The organism is Streptomyces sp. NPDC004721 (assembly GCF_053601495.1).
On sequence record NZ_JBSGBZ010000016.1, the window covers coordinates 1 to 17,551 of the forward strand.

General features: G+C 70.1%; 14 protein-coding genes and 1 pseudogene. 11 read left to right on the forward strand and 4 right to left on the reverse strand.

Annotated elements, in window-relative coordinates:
* The 5 genes and pseudogenes from ACWEK3_RS16695 to ACWEK3_RS16715 form a co-directional block, all read left to right on the forward strand.
* Positions 1–318, forward strand: a pseudogene (locus ACWEK3_RS16695) (hypothetical protein); the annotation flags it as partial.
* A gap of 80 nt (positions 319–398) precedes the next feature.
* A complete protein-coding gene (locus ACWEK3_RS16700; protein WP_450541843.1) occupies positions 399–857 on the forward strand; it encodes a DUF6174 domain-containing protein in 459 nt (152 codons plus the stop codon).
* Positions 858–1,252: 395 nt separating this feature from the next.
* A complete protein-coding gene (locus tag ACWEK3_RS16705; protein WP_450547706.1) occupies positions 1,253–1,375 on the forward strand; it encodes a DUF5958 family protein in 123 nt (40 codons plus the stop codon).
* A 310-nt stretch (positions 1,376–1,685) separates the two neighbouring features.
* On the forward strand, positions 1,686–5,141 hold the full coding sequence (locus tag ACWEK3_RS16710) for a ThuA domain-containing protein (RefSeq protein ID WP_453249960.1): 3,456 nt from the start codon (positions 1,686–1,688) through the stop codon (positions 5,139–5,141).
* A gap of 143 nt (positions 5,142–5,284) precedes the next feature.
* The gene (locus ACWEK3_RS16715) at positions 5,285–6,229 is read left to right on the forward strand and encodes a sugar phosphate isomerase/epimerase family protein (RefSeq protein WP_453249961.1); all 945 of its coding nucleotides are present in this window, start codon (positions 5,285–5,287) and stop codon (positions 6,227–6,229) included.
* An 845-nt stretch (positions 6,230–7,074) separates the two neighbouring features.
* Here ACWEK3_RS16715 and ACWEK3_RS16720 read toward each other — a convergent pair.
* Genes ACWEK3_RS16720 through ACWEK3_RS16730 form a run of 3 tightly spaced genes read right to left on the reverse strand, consistent with a single transcriptional unit; the run spans position 7,075 to position 9,834 of the window.
* The gene (locus ACWEK3_RS16720; RefSeq protein ID WP_390729528.1) at positions 7,075–7,917 is read right to left on the reverse strand and encodes an ABC transporter ATP-binding protein; all 843 of its coding nucleotides are present in this window, start codon (positions 7,915–7,917) and stop codon (positions 7,075–7,077) included.
* Entirely contained in the window at positions 7,914–8,933 is a 1,020-nt protein-coding gene (locus ACWEK3_RS16725; RefSeq protein WP_384443086.1) for an ABC transporter substrate-binding protein, read from the reverse strand. Before ACWEK3_RS16725 ends, ACWEK3_RS16720 begins: the two co-directional genes overlap by 4 nt.
* A gap of 37 nt (positions 8,934–8,970) precedes the next feature.
* Positions 8,971–9,834 carry an ABC transporter permease gene (locus ACWEK3_RS16730; RefSeq protein WP_361422329.1) on the reverse strand — a complete coding sequence of 288 codons (864 nt, stop codon included), beginning with the start codon at positions 9,832–9,834 and terminating at the stop codon, positions 8,971–8,973.
* A 271-nt stretch (positions 9,835–10,105) separates the two neighbouring features.
* Between ACWEK3_RS16730 and ACWEK3_RS16735 the strand changes: the two genes are divergently transcribed.
* Both ACWEK3_RS16735 and ACWEK3_RS16740 read left to right on the forward strand, forming a co-directional pair.
* Entirely contained in the window at positions 10,106–11,146 is a 1,041-nt protein-coding gene (locus tag ACWEK3_RS16735; protein WP_390729526.1) for a LacI family DNA-binding transcriptional regulator, read from the forward strand.
* 234 nt (positions 11,147–11,380) lie between these two features.
* Positions 11,381–12,553, forward strand: coding sequence for a mandelate racemase/muconate lactonizing enzyme family protein (locus tag ACWEK3_RS16740; protein ID WP_450547372.1), 1,173 nt, complete (start codon positions 11,381–11,383; stop codon positions 12,551–12,553).
* A 51-nt stretch (positions 12,554–12,604) separates the two neighbouring features.
* Here ACWEK3_RS16740 and ACWEK3_RS16745 read toward each other — a convergent pair whose 3' ends face one another.
* Positions 12,605–13,072: a MarR family winged helix-turn-helix transcriptional regulator gene (locus ACWEK3_RS16745; protein ID WP_450547373.1), complete on the reverse strand. Its 468-nt coding sequence runs from the start codon at positions 13,070–13,072 to the stop codon at positions 12,605–12,607.
* Positions 13,073–13,242: 170 nt separating this feature from the next.
* Between ACWEK3_RS16745 and ACWEK3_RS16750 the strand changes: the two genes are divergently transcribed.
* The 4 genes from ACWEK3_RS16750 (at position 13,243) to ACWEK3_RS16765 (ending at position 17,534) form a co-directional block, all read left to right on the forward strand.
* A complete protein-coding gene (locus tag ACWEK3_RS16750; protein ID WP_453249962.1) occupies positions 13,243–14,514 on the forward strand; it encodes an MFS transporter in 1,272 nt (423 codons plus the stop codon).
* A 38-nt stretch (positions 14,515–14,552) separates the two neighbouring features.
* Positions 14,553–15,377 (forward strand): aldo/keto reductase, encoded by an 825-nt coding sequence (locus tag ACWEK3_RS16755; RefSeq protein ID WP_450547375.1) that lies wholly within the window; start codon positions 14,553–14,555, stop codon positions 15,375–15,377.
* Positions 15,378–15,482: 105 nt separating this feature from the next.
* Positions 15,483–16,277: an SDR family NAD(P)-dependent oxidoreductase gene (locus ACWEK3_RS16760; protein WP_390729519.1), complete on the forward strand. Its 795-nt coding sequence runs from the start codon at positions 15,483–15,485 to the stop codon at positions 16,275–16,277.
* Between the two features lie 243 nt (positions 16,278–16,520).
* On the forward strand, positions 16,521–17,534 hold the full coding sequence (locus ACWEK3_RS16765; RefSeq protein WP_450547376.1) for an aldo/keto reductase: 1,014 nt from the start codon (positions 16,521–16,523) through the stop codon (positions 17,532–17,534).
* Positions 17,535–17,551: the final 17 nt, after the last annotated feature.

The window sequence follows — 17,551 nt, forward strand, 5'->3', positions numbered from 1 at the left end:
GCTCACAGGCATCACAGATTCGCCGGCGTCCCGGACGGACACAACCCACATTTTCCCGGCCTCACGGCGGCCGGCGCAGCCGGTCTGGGTTACTGGTACGAAAAGGACGCGCACAGCCTCGAACCGGTGAACGGGGTCTTCGAGGGCCTGATGGACCCGACCGCCGTCGACATCTCCGGCGACGCTCTCTACTACCTGTGCGGCCCGTTGTCCTTCATGCAGGCCGTACGAAGCCGGCTGATCGAGCACGGCGTCGCCCCGCACGACATCCAGTACGAGGTCTTCGGCCCCGACCTGTGGCAGGCCGACCTGGACTGACCGTCGTACCCCGTTCCGGGGCTGGAACCGAATCAACGGTGACACCGTCGAAGGGCCAACTGAGCTACGGGGGGCCATTCATGACGAGAACACGCACGCATCTGCTCGTCGTGTCTGCTGGGCTTGTCCTCGCCGCGGTCGGCTGCGGGACAGGGCCTGCACCGGCCGCCGAAGGGGCTGCCCAGGTAAGGCAAGCCCGATGGCCCGAACCGGACCGGTACTCCTTCCGCCTTCTCTCCGAGTCCGGAGAACGGGGCGACCTCGGGGAGTACCGGATCACGGTGGAGAACGGCAAGGTCGTCAAGGCGATCGGTCTCGACGAGCCGGCCCGGCGTACCGTCGAGGACAATCCACAGAACGCCCCGACCCTGGGCGGTCTCCTCACCAAGGTCCAGGAGGCACGCGCAGGCCACGCCGATGTCGCCCGTGCGGTATTCGCCGCAGACGGCCACCCCACCGAGGTCCACATCGACTGGCAGAAGAACGCCATCGACGACGAGGCCGACTACTGCATCACTGAATACCGCGAACTCCCCTGACCGCGTGCGACGAGATCCCGGGGCCCTGCCGTGGGCCTTCGACCGTTCAGTGAATCGCCGGTGAGCCGTGCACGTATGTCTAGTGCTGTGACCGGAAAGGTTTGCCGGAAAGCTCGCGGCGTCCGGTGCGGTGCATCGCAAGGCGGAGCGTCGCCCGCGTACTGGATGTACTCGGGTGATGCGACAACGCGGCGAGGCGCCGTGCTGGGCGTCGCGAGCCGGTGAACCTTTCCGGTCGCAGCACTAGTCCCACCTGAACGACCAGTGAGTCCGTCACACAAGACTTGCCGCGTATTCGAGAAACGGTGTGGGCGGGTCGTCGACGATGTTGTCCGCAGTCGACAGCACGTGCTCCAGGGCGAGCAGCTCCGTGTGGGACGTTTCGACGGGCAGGCGTGCGACTCCAGATCTTGGGGCTTGCGGACGCAAGGCGCCGAGAGCGTTTTTGCGCCGACGAGTGCCGTCATGAGTGGCATCCGTTGGCACGCGGCGAGGAGCCCGGACTGTCGGTGACGTGATCATCTGAGAGCGATTCACGGGGATCAGTACCCGGTCGAGCGGCCTGAGTTGGCGCAGCCATCGGCTGACTGCATCGCTCTTGCGCGAGGGCCCATACGTGCACCGCACGTGGCTCTCTGACCGCGGTCGACACCGGCAGCGGCTCCCCTCGCCCACGCACCCGCCGTCCCGGCGTCTCTGCTCGCATGCAACACGCGTACCGTCCGGCCCCGTTGACCGCCCCGCGAAGGGAACCTACTCTGAGCGGCGCAACTCAGTAAGCGCTTTCCATGTCTCGTAGGCAGTTTTCTCACTCGCACCGGGAGCGCCATGAGTCCACTGGTCCGCAGCACTCGGTCCCCCCTTCCCGTCCTTGCCGTACTCCTCGCCCTCCTTCTCGCCTGGGGCGTGGCCGCGTCACCACCGGCGCACGCCGACCCGCAGTTCCGGGTCCTGGTCTTCTCCAAGGTGACCAACTTCCGTCACGACTCGATCCCCGCCGGTGTCGAGGCGATCAAGAAGATGGGAGCGCAGAACAACTTCGAGGTCGAGGCGACCGACGACTCGGCCGCCTTCACCGACGCCAACCTCTCCCGCTTCCAGGCGATCGTCTTCAACAACACCAACTCCACCCCCGAGTCCGGCGACCTGCTCGACGCCGACCAGCGCGCCGCCCTCCAGAAGTACATCCGCGGCGGTGGCGGCTGGATCGGCCTGCACTCGGCCTCCGCCAGCGAGCGTGACTGGGACTGGTACGGGGGCCTGGTCGGCGCGGTCTTCGACCAGCACCCGGCCGTCCAGACCGGCCGGGTCAAGGTGCTCGACCAGGCGCACCCATCCACCAAGGGCCTCCCGGACCTGTGGGAGCACACCGAGGAGTGGTACAACTGGCGCGTCAACCCCACCGGCAAGGTCCACACACTCGCGCAGATCAAGCAGCGTGACGGCATCACCGGCCTGACCCAGGGCGTCGACCACCCGTGGTCCTGGTGCCAGAACTACGACGGCGGCCGGTCCTGGTTCACCGCCGGCGGCCACGACTCCTCCGCCTTCTCCGAGCCGCTGTTCGTCAAGCACCTCCTCGGCGGCATCGAGTGGGCGGCCGGGGCCAAGCCCGGCGACTGCTCCGCCACCAAGACCGGCAGTTTCCAGCGCAGCCCGCTGGTCACCGACGGCCTTGCCGACCCGTTCGAGCTGGCTGTCGCGCCCGACCGCAGGGTCTTCTTCATCGAGCGCACCGGCAAGCTGAAGATCGTCGACCAGGAGAACCTGAAGGTCACCACCGCCCTGGACTTCGAGTACACCCCCGAGATGACCAGCCAGTCCGACGGACTGCTCGGCCTCACCCTGGACCGGCACTTCGCCGACAACCACTGGCTGTACCTGCTGTACTCGGACAAGACCGAGAAGCACCTCAACCTCTCCCGCTTCACCGTCTCCGGCTCCAGCGTCGACCCGGCGTCCGAGAAGCGGCTGCTGACCATCCCGACCCAGCGGGGCGAGGCCCGCGCCAACGTGCACATGGCCGGCTCGCTCGCCATGGACACCAAGGGCAACCTGTACGCGGCGACGGGCGACAACACCGACCCGTTCGAGTCCGATGCCTTCACCCCGATCGACGAGCGCGAAGGCCGTCGCGCCTTCGACGCCCAGCGCACCGCGGGCAACACCAACGACCTGCGCGGCAAGGTCCTGCGCATCCACCCGGAGGCCGACGGCACGTACACCGTGCCCGATGGCAACCTCTTCGCGCCCGGGACGGACAAGACCCGCCCCGAGATCTACGTGATGGGGATGCGCAACCCGTTCCGGATCACCATCGATCCGCACGACGACGCGCTGATGATCGGCGACTACGGTCCGGACGCCAAGAACGAGGTGCCCAACCGCGGCCCCGAGGGCACGGTCGAGTTCAACCGGGTCACCAAGGCCGGCAACCTCGGCTGGCCGTATTGCATCGGCAACAACATCCCGTTCAACGACTACGACTTCGCGACGAAGAAGTCCGGCTCGAAGTTCGACTGCGGCGCGCCCGTGAACGACTCCCCGAACAACACCGGCCTGCGTGAACTGCCGCCCGCCCAGCCGGCGGTGGTGTGGTACGCGTACTCGGCCTCGAAGGAGTTCCCCGAGCTCGGGGCGGGCGGCGGCGGCCCGATGGGCGGGCCCGTCTACGCGTACGACAAGGACAACCCGTACAAGGCCAAGTTCCCCGCCTACTTCGACAAGAAGTGGTTCACCTACGAGCTGACGCGCCAGTGGTTCAAGACCTTCTCGTTCCAGCAGGAGGACCAGTCCTTCGAGAACTCCCGCTTCCCGGACGCCAAGAAGGGCGATCTGCTGTCGATCAACTCCATCTTCGCGGACATGAAGTGGAACCAGCCCTTCGAAGCGGAGTTCGGTCCCGACGGCGCCCTGTACGTGATCGACTTCGGTCTCGGCAGCGGAACCGGACGCGGCGGCAGCAACGAGGGGTCGGGCATCTACCGCATCGACTACGTCCAGGACGGACGGTTGCCGACCGCGAAGGCGGCGGCAAGCCCGGACAACGGTCCCGCGCCGCTGACGGTGAAGTTCTCCAGCGAGGGGTCGGGCGTGCCGGACGGGAAGTCCGTGACGTACGCCTGGGACTTCGACGGGAACGGGACCGTCGACTCGACCGAGGCCAATCCCACGCACACCTACCGCGACAAGGGCGTGTTCACCGCCCGCCTCACGGTCACCGGGCCCGGAGGGCTGGAGGCCGCGGCGGTGAAGGAGATCACGGTCGGCAACACCCGACCCGAGGTGACGATCCAACAGCCGCCGAACGGCGGGATGTTCGCCTTCGGTGACACCATTCCCTTCAGGGTCAAGGTCAAGGACCCGGAGGACGGCACGATCGACTGCGAGCGTGTCGTCGTGCAGTCCCAGCTCGGCCACGACACGCACCTGCACCCGCTGGACAACTACACCGGGTGCGAGGGCGAGATCGTGACCGACACCGGTGACAGCCACGGCCCGGGCCAGAACCTGTACGCCGGGATCAGCGCGCAGTACGAGGACAAGGGCGCCCCGGGCGCGCCGGCCCTCACCGGCTCCGCGGCGCTGACGCTGCGTCCCACGTTCCGCGAGGCCGAGCACTACACCGCCACCGGCGGCTCCAACGGCGGCGCCCAGATCGGGGACCGGGCCGACGCCTCCGGCGGCAAGCGGCTCGTCGAGATCGAGGACGGCGACTGGATCGCCCTCGATCCGGTTCACCTGAAGGGCATCGACTCGGTGACCGTCGGCGCGGCGTCCGGCGGAATCGGCGGTGACGTGGAGTTCCGGGCGGGCTCGCCCACCGGGAAGCTCCTCGGCACGGCCCACATCCCCAACACCGGTGGCTGGGGCAACCTCGTCTCGCCGACGGTCGATCTGGCCGACCCGGGCGGGACGATGAAGCTGTACGTCGTCTTCCGCAACCCGGAGTGGTCGGCAGACAAGGCGGATCTGCTGGCTCTGGACTGGCTGCACTTCAACGGTCCCGGCGTCCAGCAGCGGCCCGCCGGCAGCGTGGCGGTCACGGCCGCGCCGTCGGAGGGCGCAGCGCCGCTGGCCGTGTCGCTCAAGGGCACGGCAAGCCTTCAGGCCGGGCGGACCGTGAAGTCCTACCACTGGGACTTCGGTGACGGCAGCAAGACGGCGGACACGGCGACGGTCCAGCACACTTACGCCCGCAAGGGCAGCTACACCGCCCACCTCACCGTCACCGACGACAAGGGACACACGACAACGGGAGCGGTCCGGATCAGCGTGAGCTGACGGTCCGGACCGTGCGGCCTGTGCGGCCCCCGCCGCACAGGCCGGTGGCCGGGCTCGAAGGAGCCCGGCCACCGCGCAAGGCCACACGGCAACCAACCTTCTTCGCTCCCCACCAACCCACCCCTCATCGGAGGCGACAGCACATGGACGAAGCACAACGGCACGCAACGCGCAACCTGGGATCGAAGTCCGCGAACGGGCAAGCGCCCGGGCCCGGCCGGCGGTTGTTCCTCGGCGGCCTGCTCGGCGCCGCGGCGGCAGCGGCGACGGCCGGCTCGGCGAGGGCGGCGACCGGCTCCGCCGCGAGCACCTCGGCCGAGACCGGGCAGACGCGGCCGATCCCGCCGAGCGCGATCGGCATGCACCTGTACACCATGCGCGACCCGCTGGCGCGGGACTTCGAGGGCACCCTCGAGAAGCTGGCGGCCATCGGCTACGCGACCGTCGGAGTGAGCGGCCGCCACGGGCACAGCGCCGCCGACATACGGCGGATGCTGGACGCGACGGGCCTGAAGGCGGTCCTCGAACACGTCGCATACGAAACGGTCACCGGCAGCGGTCTGCCGCAGGCCCTCGAGGACGTCCGTACGCTCGGCGGGAAGTGGATCGTCGTACCGAGCCTGCCGGGCTCCCTGCTCTCTCCGGATGGCTACCGGGAGGCCGCGCGCAAGCTGAACCAGGCGGGGCTGATCGCCCGCGACGCCGGGCTGAAGGTGCTGTTCCACAATCACGAGCCGGACCACAGGACGATCAACGGGCAGATGCTGTACGACATCCTGCTCGCGGAGACCGATCCGCACCTCGTCGGCTTTGAACTCGACCTGTACTGGGCGGCGAAGGGCGGCGCCAAGGACCCGGCCGACTACTTCAACGAGAACCGGCACCGCTTCCCGGCTCTGCACGTCAAGGACATGGCACCGAACGGCGACTTCGCCGACGTCGGCGCCGGCGTCCTGGACTTCCCCCACATGTTCGGCTCGGCGCGACGAGGCGGCGTCAAGCAGTGGCTGGTCGAACACGACCGTCCCGCCGACCCCTTCGCCTCGGCCCGCACCAGCTACGAGTACCTGCGGGATGTGCGCTTCTGACCCGCGGCCTGCGACCCCGTGGCCTGTCGGGTCCAACTCCCGGCAGACCACGGGGCGTCGGCGTCCCGGCGGCAGAGGGTTCACGTCCCCGCCCGGCTACGAGATGGTGCTCTGCGACAGGCCGGTGTCGCCGCTGTCGGCGCCCGACTCGTCGTACGACCGGCCAGCGCAGTGACCGGAAAGGTTTGCCGGGAAGCCCGCGGCGTCCGGTGCTGGGGGTACCTCCCACGCCGTTCAGGCTGTGGGGGAGCATCGCAAGGCGGAGCGTCGCCCGCGTACTGGATGTACTCGGGTGATGCGACAACGCGGCGTGGGGGTACCCCCGGCCGAAGGCTGGGGGAGTCCCGTGCCGGGCGTCGCGAGCCGGTGAACCTTTCCGGTCGCAGCACTAGCCGTCCTCACGGCCGAAGACCCGCCGACGTGGACCGGCGGTACGACGAGCGCCGCCGTGGCGACACGGCTGGTCTCACCATGGCTGTGGATTCCGCCGATGTGCCGGACCTCTGCTCCAGCGGTCCCGAGGGCTGTTCGCCGCGAGAGCCGGGCCGAAACCGAATCCGGTTCCGGCCCGGGCGGCTCGGTCCACACCTGCGGCGCGTACTTCGTGTCGGATCGGTTCACCTTGCTCGTCGACGACGACGCGGCCGGGGACCGCAAGCCGTTACGTCCGCCCCGGACCGGTCCGCCCGCGCGACTGCGGGTCGTACACCGCCGACGGCCCAAGCGTACCTGCCGCACCGATCCGGCCGGGCCCGTCGCGTCCCCCGTCGCGAAAGGGGCGGTGCCTTCGGCCGCCTGGGCCGAGGGCACCGCCAGGTCGCGCCGGGGCGGAAGTTCGGCGCCCCTCAGTCGGCCGCAGAGGCCGCGCCCAGCAGAGTACGGATTCGGGCCGTGGCGCGGCGGAACTCCGGGCGGCTCATGGTGTCGGTGTAGTCACGTTCCGGCGGCAGGCCGACGTCGATGATCTCGGTGATCGTGCCGGGCCGCGCACTCATCACCGCCACGCGGTCCGCCAGGTAGGCCGCTTCGGAGATCGAGTGGGTGACCAGCAGGACGGTGGTGCCGGTCTCCCGCCAGATACGGTTCAGTTCGACGTTCATCTGCTCGCGGGTGAGCGCGTCGAGGGCGCCGAAGGGCTCGTCCATGAGCAGCACTGGCGGCTCGTGCAGCAGGGCTCGGCAGAGCGCCACGCGCTGCTGCATGCCGCCGGACAGTTCGTGCGGGTAGGCGTCCTCGAAGCCGGTCAGGCCGGTCATCTCGATGAGTTCGGCGGCCCGGGCGCGGGCCCGGTCGGCGGGCATCTTCCGCATCTCGGCCTGGAGAAGGATGTTCCGCCGGACCGTGCGCCATTCGAGCAGCGCGGCGCGCTGGAAGACGTACCCGATGTCGGGGCGGGGCGCGGTGACGTCCTCGCCGTGCAGCCGGACGGCGCCCGAGGACGGCCGCAGCAGGCCCGCCACGAGCTTGAGCAGGGTCGACTTGCCGCACCCGGACGGTCCGACGATGGCCACGAACTCACCGGGCGCGACGTCGAGCGAGACTTCCCGCAGGGCGGTGACGTCTCTCTTCTTCGTACGGAACCGCACTTGCACCGCGTCGAGTTCGACGGCCGTGGACGACTCGGCCGCGGACGGCTCCCGGCCGGCGTCCGCCCACGGCGTGCGGATGGTCTTCTCTGCCACAGTCATCCCTTCGGGGCCGCGCTGGTGTCCCAGTACTCCGAGACCGGCTTGGCGTTGCGGACCATGCCGACCTGGGCGAAGAGGTCGACGGTCTTCTGCCAGTCCGCCTCGGTGTTGACGCCCGGGGCCTTGCCCTGGGTGGCGTCGGTGTGCAGCAGGGTCAGCGTGGTGGCGAACTGGTCGGACAGGACCTTCTCGGGCGGCAGTTGGTCGGAGGCGCCCGCCATCGAGGCGACGGCGGGGCCCGGGCTCTTCTCCGCCGCGGCCCATGCCTCGCTGGTGGCCTGGGCCATGCGCTTGGCCAGGTCGGGATCGCTGGTGAGGGCGCGCTGCCCGGCGATGAGGCCGTTGGAGTAGAAGTTGAGCCCATGCTCGGAGAAGCGCAGGTAGGAGACCTTCTTGCCGGCCTTGTTCTGCATGGTGGGGCCCTGGTCGCTGGCGTATCCGAGCAGCGCGTCGGTCTGGCCGGAGATCACCGCGGCGATCTTGCCGGCCGGGTCGGTGTTCTGGATCTTCACGTCGGACTCGGCGATCCCGTTCTTCTCGAGGAAGACCGGGAAGGTCCTGGAGAGGGCGTCACCGGCGGTTCCGGCGATCGTCTTGCCCTTGATGTCCGCAGGCTTGTCGATGCCCTTGTCGGCGAAGAACTGCACGGACGCCGGGGTGGTTTGAAGGAACACGCCCAGGCTCTTGACCTTGACTCCCTGGTCCACGCCCGCGAGGACCGCCGGGGTGTCCGCCCAGCCGAAGTCGGTCTGCCCGGCGGCAGTGGCCTGCACGGTCTTCTGCGAGCCCTGTCCGGCCCGGATCTGGAGGTCGATGCCGTGCTTCTCGTAGATCTTCTGCTGCTTGCCGTAGTAGAACGGCGCGTGCTCGCCGTACGGATACCAGTTCAGCGTGAGCGTGACCTTGTCGAGTTCCTTGCCCGACGCGCTCGTGGTCTTGTCCGAGCCCTCGCCGCCGCAGGCGGTGGCGAACAGCAGTAGCGGGACGAGGACGATGGGCAGTCTGCGCAGGTGCATGGTTCGGCCCTTCTCGGAGCGGTAGCGGGAAGTTGCCTCAGTACGCGGTGCTGACGGCGTCGCCCCGGCGGCTGGCGTGCCAGGGGAGCAGGAGCTTCTCGGCGATTTCCACCAGCACGAAGAGGACGACACCGATCAGCGACATCACCAGGAGTCCGGCGAAGAGCATCGGGGTGTCGAGATTGCCGTTCGCCTGGAGGATCACATAGCCGAGACCTTCGTTGGCACCGACGAACTCGCCGACGACCGCACCGGTGACCGCCAGCGTGACGGCCACCTTCAGACCGGAGAACAGGTGCGGGAACGACGCCGGGAAGCGGATCTTGACGAAGGTCTGCAGCGCGCTCGCACCCATCGTCTGGGAGAGCTGGATCATCTCGGGGTCCACCGACTTCAGGCCGGTCACCATGGAGATGACCACCGGGAAGAAGGCGATGAGCACGGCGATGAGGATCTTCGGCGCGATGCCGAAGCCCAACCACACTACGAACAGCGGCGCGATGGCGATCTTCGGGATCACCTGGGCGAACAACAGGATGGGATACAGCGTCCTCTCGACGGTCGACGAGTAGACCATCAGCACGGCCGCGAGGACGCCGACGCCGACCGCGATCACAAAGCCCAGCAGCGTCTCGTACGTGGTCACCCAGCTGTGGTGCCAGAGGTAGCCGCTCTTGGTGGCCATCAGGTCCAGGGTCGCGCCCGGCGACGGCACGAGGTACGACTCGACCAGGCCGGAGGCCGAGACGGCCCACCAGGCGACGAGGCACGCGAGGAGCAGGGCGAACGGCCGCCACGACCGCTCGACGGCCTCGCCGAGCCGTTCGGCCGCACCACGCTGCGCGCGCTCCTTGACTCCCGCCGGGGGAGCGGGAGTTCGGCGGATGGTGCTCTGGCTCATGAGTGAACTCCTCTGACGTCGGGTCGTGCCGGGAAAGGAGCCGTGGGGGGTTGGTGAAACGCCTGGTAGTATCGGAAAACGCTTCCAGAAAGCGCTTTCTGCTATGCTCTGCCACGTTAGGGACAGCGCGTACGAATGGTCAATAGGGCGTCAAGAGGTTTCCGGACCTCGCTGCGCCCGTGGCCCTGTGCGATCTGGGGGTGCCGTGAACCGACCCGTAAGCCGAGACAACGCGCCTGTACCCGAACGGCCCGAACGGGCACGGGCGCATGTGACACTGGACTCCGTCGCCCGGACCGCCGGGGTCTCCGCGGCCACCGCCTCGCGGGCACTCAATGGCACCGCACGGGTCCGCGAGGACCTGCGCACGCGCGTGCTGCTCGCCGCCGAGCACCTCGGCTATATCCCCAACGCCCATGCGCAGGCGCTCGCGAGTGCCCAGAGTTCCGTCGTCGGTGTCATCTGCCACGACGTCGGCGACCCGTACTTCTCCGCCATAGCCAGCGGCGTGATGCGCGCCGCCGCCGCGCGACACCTCATGGTGATGCTGGCGAGCACCTTCCGCGAACCCGCCCGTGAGGTCGCCTACGTCTCGACGCTGCGCGCCCACCGCGCCCGGGCCATCCTGCTCATCGGCTCCGGCTTCGAGGACGCGGACTGGGAGCGGTCGATGGCCGCGGAACTGGGGCCGTACGTGGCCGGCGGCGGCCGGGTCGCCGTCGTCAGCCGCCACCGCAGCTTGCGGGTGGACACGGTGCTGCCCGAGAACCGGGCCGGGGCGGCGGAGCTGGCCAGGGCCCTGATCGGCCTGGGGCATCGGGAGTTCGCGGTACTGACCGGGCCGCCGTCGCTGACGACGGTCGCCGATCGGCTGCGCGGCTTCCGTGACGCGCTGGCCGAGCACTCGATCCGGCTGGCCGCCGACCAGGTGGTCGAGGGCGCGTTCACGCGTGAGGGCGGGTACGCAGCGACCGCCGAACTGCTCGCCCGGGGCCTCAGGGCGAGTTGCGTCTTCGCCGTCACGGACGTGATGGCCGTCGGGGCGCTGGCGGCACTGCGCGAAAGCGGGCTCCGGGTACCGGAGGACCTGTCGCTCGCGGGCTTCGACGACGTACCGATCGTCCGGGACCTCACCCCGCCGCTGACCACGGTCGCGCTGCCGCTCGCACGGATGGGGGAGACCGTCCTGGACCTGGCGCTGCGCGAGCCGCGGGGGCGGCGCTCGCGCGTGGAGCGCATCGCGGGCGAGATCCTGCTGCGGGGCAGCACGGCCCCCTGGCGGGGCGGCACGGCGCCGCCGGGACGGGGGTGACGTCACGCGCCCGGCCGCGCACCGACTCTCGGCCGCGCACGGACTCCGGGGCCGCCTACCGGCTCCCGGCCGCGCACCCTCACGGACTCCGGGGTCACCCATCGGCTCCCGGCCGCGCACCGATTCCGGGGGCCGCCCACCGGCGCCCGGACCGCCCACCGACTGCCCGGTCGTACGCCAGACCCGGCTCGTAATGGCAAACCACTTCAGTCACTTCAGACGGAAGGACCGCCCATGACACCGCTTCGGCTCCCACTCGGCGACCTGACCATCGACCGCGTCACCACGTACGCCGTTGCCCTGCCCACCCGGCGCTCCTTCGGAGTCTCCGGCGGCGCGGTGGCCGTGGCCGGCCGGCCGAGCATCCGCGTCCTGGTACGGGTCGACGCCGACGGCGTGCACGGCTGGGGCGAGGCGACGCCGATCCCCGCGTGGACCTACGAGACCGCGGAGTCGATCGTCACGACCGTCGACCGCTATCTCGCGCCGGCGGTCCTCGGGCGCCCGGCCTGGGACCTCGACGGCGTGGACACCGCGTTCGACCGGGCCGTCAACCGGGGCTTCACCATCGGCGCCCCGCTGGCCAAGGGAGCGGTCGACGTCGCGCTGCACGACCTGCTCGGCCGGGCGGCCGGCGTGCCGCTGGGCACGCTGTGGGGGCAGCGGCGCCGGGAGACGATCGAGCTGGGCTGGGTCGTCTCCGGCCAGTCGCCGGCGGAGGTCGGCGACAGCGTGGCGGAGGGCGTGGACGAGGGCTACCGGGCGTTCAAGGTGAAGGTGGGGCTGCACGACGAGGAGACGGACGCGGCCGTGGTGGCAGCCGTGCGCGAACACGCCCCGGCCGGAGCCCCGTTGTGGGTGGACGCCAACCAGGCGTACACCGTGCCGGCCGCGCTGCGCATGTCCGCCCGCCTGGCCGGCCTCGGGGTGACCGCCTTCGAACAGCCGCTGCCCGCCAACGACATCGCCGGACTGCGCAGGCTCCGGGACGGCTCGCCGATCCCGGTCGCGCTCGACGAGAGCCTGCGCCACCCCACCGACCTGGCGACGTTCGTCCGTCTCGAGGCCGTCGACATCGCCATCGCCAAGGTGCAGCGCAGCGGCGGGCTCACGCTCTCACGGCGGCTGTGCGCACTGGCCGAGGACTGCGGTGTCCAGCTCATGGGGTCGGGGCTCACCGACTCGGACGTGGGGCTTGCCGCCTCGCTGCATCTCTTCGCGGCCTACGGGCTCGACACGCCCGTGGACCTGAATGGTCGTCAGTTCGTCGAATCGCCCTACGCGGGACCGACGGTGACGATCGAGAACGGGACGGCGCGGGTGCCCGACGGTCCGGGGCTCGGCGTCGAGGTCGACGACACCGCGGTGGGGAAACTGGCTGTGGACGTCCTCGAACAGAGGTCGTGAGCAGGATCGCGCGAGGCGCCCCATCATGACGTCATCGCAGTCGGCGTCGGGTCATACCGGCTGGACGCCGCCCTGCAATTGCTCGACGGCGTGGACCAGGGGTGCGAGCACGGGCTTGGTGGCTGCCTGGTCGAGGGCCTCGCGCAGGGCCGTGTTGTGGGTGGGGCGGGCCTCCTCCAGCAGGCGCAGGCCGTCGCCGGTGACCTCGGTGTAGATGCCGCGGCGGTCGGTGGGGCACAGGTAGCGCGAGAGCAGCCCGCGGTCCTCCAGCCGGGTCACCAGCCGCGTGGTGGCGCTCTGGCTGAGGACGACGGAGTCGGCGACCTGCCGCATCTGGAGGTGCCCGCCCTCGCCGTCGTGCTGGCGGCTCAGTACGTCCAGCAGCGAGTATTCGCGCACGCTCAACCGGTGTGCGGTCTGAAGCGCGCGCTCGACTCTGCTCTCGATGCGTCCGTGCAGCAGCGAGAGTGCCGACCAGCCGTGCGCCAGTGCGGTCATCGCCGGGTCGGTTGCGGTCATGAGCAGCTCCCTCGGTGCGGGTCGTGCGAGTGGAGGCGGAGGCGGAAGGCCTGCCGCGGTATCACGCACCTCACTCTACCCGCGTTTGCCATTAGCCGTCGTATGCAAGTATTGTCGGCGCACGTAAGGCGCTAGCGCAACCCGACTTCACACGTCAAAGGACCCTCGTCATGCCGCTCGCACTGCTGGCCCTGGCCATAGGGGCCTTCGGAATCGGCACCACGGAATTCGTGATCATGGGGCTGCTGCCCCAGGTCGGCGCGGACCTCGGCGTGTCCGTACCGACGGCCGGCTTCCTGGTCACCGGCTACGCCCTCGGCGTCATGATCGGCGCACCGATCATGACCGTCCTCGGCACCAGGATCTCCCGCAAGAACATGCTCATGCTGCTCATGGGCCTGTTCATCCTCGGCAACGTCATCTCCGCCGTCGCCCCGGTCTTCGCCGTCATGCTGATCGGCCGCGTGGTGGCCTCGCTGGCCCACGGCGCCTTCTTCGGCATCGGCTCCGTCGTCGCCGCCGAACTGGTGGCCCCCGAGAAGAAGGCCGGCGCCATCTCCATGATGTTCACCGGCCTGACCGTGGCCAACGTCGTCGGCGTTCTCCTGGGCACGTACGTGGGCCAGAACGCCGGCTGGCGCGTGACCTTCCTGCTCGTCGCCGCCCTCGGTGTACTCGGCCTGGCCGGCGTCGCCAAGCTCGTGCCCGACCTGCCCAAGCCGGAGGGAGTGCGGCTGCGGCACGAGGTCGCCGCGTTCAGGAACACCCAGGTCATCTTGGCCATGGCCATGACGGTGCTCGGCTTCGGGGGCGTGTTCGCCGCGATCACTTACATCGCGCCAATGATGACCGAGGTCAGCGGTTTCGCGGGATCCTCCGTCACCTGGCTGATGGTGGTCTTCGGGCTGGGCATGGTGGCAGGCAACCTGATCGGCGGCCGTTTCGCGGACCGCAAGCTCATGCCCATGCTCTACACCGCACTGGGCGGCCTGGCGCTGGTCCTGCTGCTGTTCACCTTCCTGGCCTCCGGCAAGGCCGCGTCCGTCGTGGCCGTCTTCCTCATCGGCGCTCTCGGCTTCGCCACCGTCCCGCCGCTCCAGAAGCGCGTCCTCGACCACGCCCACGGCGCGCCGACGCTGGCCTCGGCGGCCAACATCGGCGCCTTCAACCTGGGCAACGCCCTGTCCGCCTGGCTCGGCGGCCTGGTGATCTCCGCCGGCCTCGGCTACACCGCGCCCAACGCCGTCGGGGCCGTACTGGCCGCCGCCGCTCTGGTGCTGGCCGTCATCTCGCACCGGCTCGAACTGCGGTCCACCCGCACCGCCGAGGCCTCCGCCCCGGCGAACCTCGACCCCGTCGCGGTCACCGGCCACAGGGCCGCCCACGCCGCCGCATCCGACCACGGCGACGCTCCCGCAGCCGCGGGAGCCGTCCGCTCCTGATCCACCGCACCCAGCAGTACCGAAGAAAGGAACCCCCGATGACTTCCGTGCCGAACATGACGCTCAACAACGGTGTGACCATGCCCCAGTTGGGCTTCGGCGTCTTCCAGGTCCCCGACGAGGGGACCACCGCCGCGGTCACCAGTGCCTTGGCGGCCGGCTACCGCAGCATCGACACCGCCGCGATCTACGGCAACGAGCGCGGCGTCGGCAAGGCCATCGCCGCCTCCGGCCTGCCCCGCGAGGAGCTCTTCGTCACGACCAAGCTGTGGAACGAGGACCAGGGCTACGACCGGACCCTGGCCGCGTTCGACGCCTCCCTGGACAAGCTCGGCCTCGACCACGTCGACCTCTACCTCATCCACTGGCCCACCCCGGCCCGCGACCTGTACGTGGAGACCTACAAGGCGCTGGAGAAGATCCTCGCCGACGGGCGTGCCCGCGCCATCGGCGTCTCGAACTTCCAGATCCCCCACCTGCGGCGGCTCATGGAGCACACCGGCATCACCCCCGCGGTCAACCAGGTGGAGCTGCACCCCGGCCTCCAGCAGACCGCGCTGCGCGCCTTCCACGCCGAGCACGGGATCGCCACCGAGGCCTGGAGCCCCCTGGCCCAGGGCGCGGTCCTCGGGGACGAGGCGATCGTGCGAGTCGCCGAGGCGTATGGCGTAACCCCGGCGCAGGTCGTGCTGCGCTGGCACCTCCAGACCGGCAACATCGTGATCCCCAAGTCCGTCACCCCCGACCGCATCCGGCAGAACCTCGACGTCTTCGGCTTCGAGCTCACCGACGCCGACATGGCCGCCCTCACGGACCTCGACCGCGGTCTGCGCACCGGCCCGGACCCCGACACCCTCAACTGACCCCGTACGTCCCCGGGTACCCGTCCGCCACGGGCGGGTACCCGGAGGCCCAGGGGCACCGACACCGCCGCAGCAGCTCCACAGCCTCAACGACGGGAACGCGTCATGCAGATCGATCTCTCCGGCCGCACCGCCCTGGTCACCGGCTCCACCCAGGGCATCGGCCACGCCATCGCCACCGGCCTCGCCCGCGCGGGCGCCCGTGTCGTCGTCAACGGCCGCGGTGAGGAGCGCGTCGCGGCGGCCGTCCGCACCGTACGTGCCGACTCCGGCAGCGACGACGTCACCGGCGCCGCGGGCGACCTGGCGACAGAGCAGGGCGCCGCCGCCGTACTGGAGGCCGTGCCCACGGTCGACATCCTCGTCAACAACCTCGGCATCTTCGGCTCCGCCGCTCCGCTGGAGATCGACGACGCCGAGTGGCGCCGCTACTTCGAGGTCAACGTCCTCTCCGCCGTTCGGCTCATCCGCGCCTACCTGCCCGGAATGAAGGAACGGGGCTGGGGGCGCGTCCTCAACCTCGCCAGCGACTCGGCCGTGGTCACCCCCGCCGAGATGATCCACTACGGCATGACGAAGACCTCGCTGCTCGCCGTCGGCCGCGGGTTCGCCAAGGACGCCGCCGGCACCGGCGTCACCGTCAACTCCGTCATCGCCGGACCGACCCACACCGGCGGCGTCGAGGCATTCGTCCGCGAGCTCGTCGGCGACGAGCTGTCCTGGGACGAGGCGCAGCACGAGTTCATGGTCAAGTACCGTCCCCAGTCCCTGCTCCAGCGGCTCATCGAGCCCGAGGAGATCGCCAACATGGTCGTCTACCTCGCCTCGCCCCACGCCTCCGCCACCACCGGCGGCGCCCTGCGCGTCGACGGCGGGTACGTCGACTCCATCCTGCCCTGAGCCCGGCGACCTCTGCTCCCAAGCCCGTGGCCGGACCGTCCTCTGCCAAGGACGGTCCGGCCACGGGCCGTTTCCGCTGATTTCGCAGGCCGAGAGGGCACGCCGGACCCACCCTCGCACGCGCGTAACGCGCGCTTGCATTAAAGGGCGTGTGCAATTATCGTTGTACGCAAGAAAGGCCGCGGAAGAGCGTACGGGGAGGGCGTCGAGCGGCTCACCACCACGTACGAAAGGGAGCTCCCGATGAGCCTCACCCACCTGCTGCCCGGTTCGCTGGGCTTCGGTACCGCCCCCATGGGCAACATGTTCCGGGCCATCCCCGAGGACGAGGCGCAGGCCACTCTGCAGGCCGCCTGGGACCAGGGCATCCGGTACTACGACACCGCCCCGTTCTACGGCGCGGGCCTGGCCGAGATACGGCTCGGCGAGATGCTGTCCCGGCAGCCGCGGGACTCCTTCGTCCTGTCCACGAAGGTCGGCCGTGTCATCGACGACGAGGTGGAGGACCCGGCCACCCGCGACCTGGGCGAGAAGGGCGGCCTGTTCGAGCACGGCCGTCCCAACAGGATGACGGACGACTACAGCGCCGACGCCACCAGGCGTTCCATCGAGGACAGCCTCAAGCGGCTGAACACGGACCGGCTGGACATCGTCTGGGTGCACGACATCGCGCAGGACTTCCACGGCGACCGCTGGCTCGCCCAGTTCGAGACCGCCCGCACCGGCGCCTTCCGGGTCCTGGACGACCTGCGCGACCAGGGCGTGATCAAGGCCTGGGGCCTGGGCGTCAACCGGGTGGAGCCCGTCGAGCTCACCCTCGCCCTGGACGAGCCGCGCCCCGACGGATTCCTCCTGGCCGGCCGCTACACCCTGCTGGACCACCGCCAGGCGTTGCAGCGGCTGCTGCCCGCGGCGCGGGAACAGGGCGTCGACATGGTCGTCGGCGGCCCCTACAGCTCCGGTGTCCTCGCCGGCGGCACCCACTTCGAGTACCAGCAGGCCCCGGCCCACATCCTGGAGACCGTCCGCCGCATCCGGGAAGTGGCCGAGCGGCACGGTGTGTCCGTCAAGGCCGCCGCGCTGCAGTTCGCCCTCGCCCACCCGGCAGCCGCCGCCGCGATCCCCGGCGCCACCCGCCCCTCCCGCATCGCCGAGGACCTCGGCGCCCTGCACGAGGAGGTTCCCGCCGCCTTCTGGCACGACCTGCGGGAGACCGGCCTGCTCGACCCGGCCGCCCCGCTCCCGGCCGGCGCCTGACCCGCCCGGCACCCCCG

Bases quoted from the DNA above. Each gene is read 5' to 3' on its own strand.
- ACWEK3_RS16720 (WP_390729528.1), bottom strand. From the start codon at position 7,917: ATGACTGTGGCAGAGAAGACCATCCGCACGCCGTGGGCGGACGCCGGC.
- ACWEK3_RS16750 (WP_453249962.1), top strand. From the start codon at position 13,243: ATGCCGCTCGCACTGCTGGCCCTGGCCATAGGGGCCTTCGGAATCGGC.
- ACWEK3_RS16745 (WP_450547373.1), bottom strand. From the start codon at position 13,072: ATGACCGCAACCGACCCGGCGATGACCGCACTGGCGCACGGCTGGTCG.
- ACWEK3_RS16715 (WP_453249961.1), top strand. From the start codon at position 5,285: ATGGACGAAGCACAACGGCACGCAACGCGCAACCTGGGATCGAAGTCC.
- ACWEK3_RS16730 (WP_361422329.1), bottom strand. From the start codon at position 9,834: ATGAGCCAGAGCACCATCCGCCGAACTCCCGCTCCCCCGGCGGGAGTC.
- ACWEK3_RS16710 (WP_453249960.1), top strand. From the start codon at position 1,686: ATGAGTCCACTGGTCCGCAGCACTCGGTCCCCCCTTCCCGTCCTTGCC.
- ACWEK3_RS16765 (WP_450547376.1), top strand. From the start codon at position 16,521: ATGAGCCTCACCCACCTGCTGCCCGGTTCGCTGGGCTTCGGTACCGCC.
- ACWEK3_RS16725 (WP_384443086.1), bottom strand. From the start codon at position 8,933: ATGCACCTGCGCAGACTGCCCATCGTCCTCGTCCCGCTACTGCTGTTC.
- ACWEK3_RS16740 (WP_450547372.1), top strand. From the start codon at position 11,381: ATGACACCGCTTCGGCTCCCACTCGGCGACCTGACCATCGACCGCGTC.
- ACWEK3_RS16700 (WP_450541843.1), top strand. From the start codon at position 399: ATGACGAGAACACGCACGCATCTGCTCGTCGTGTCTGCTGGGCTTGTC.
- ACWEK3_RS16755 (WP_450547375.1), top strand. From the start codon at position 14,553: ATGACTTCCGTGCCGAACATGACGCTCAACAACGGTGTGACCATGCCC.
- ACWEK3_RS16760 (WP_390729519.1), top strand. From the start codon at position 15,483: ATGCAGATCGATCTCTCCGGCCGCACCGCCCTGGTCACCGGCTCCACC.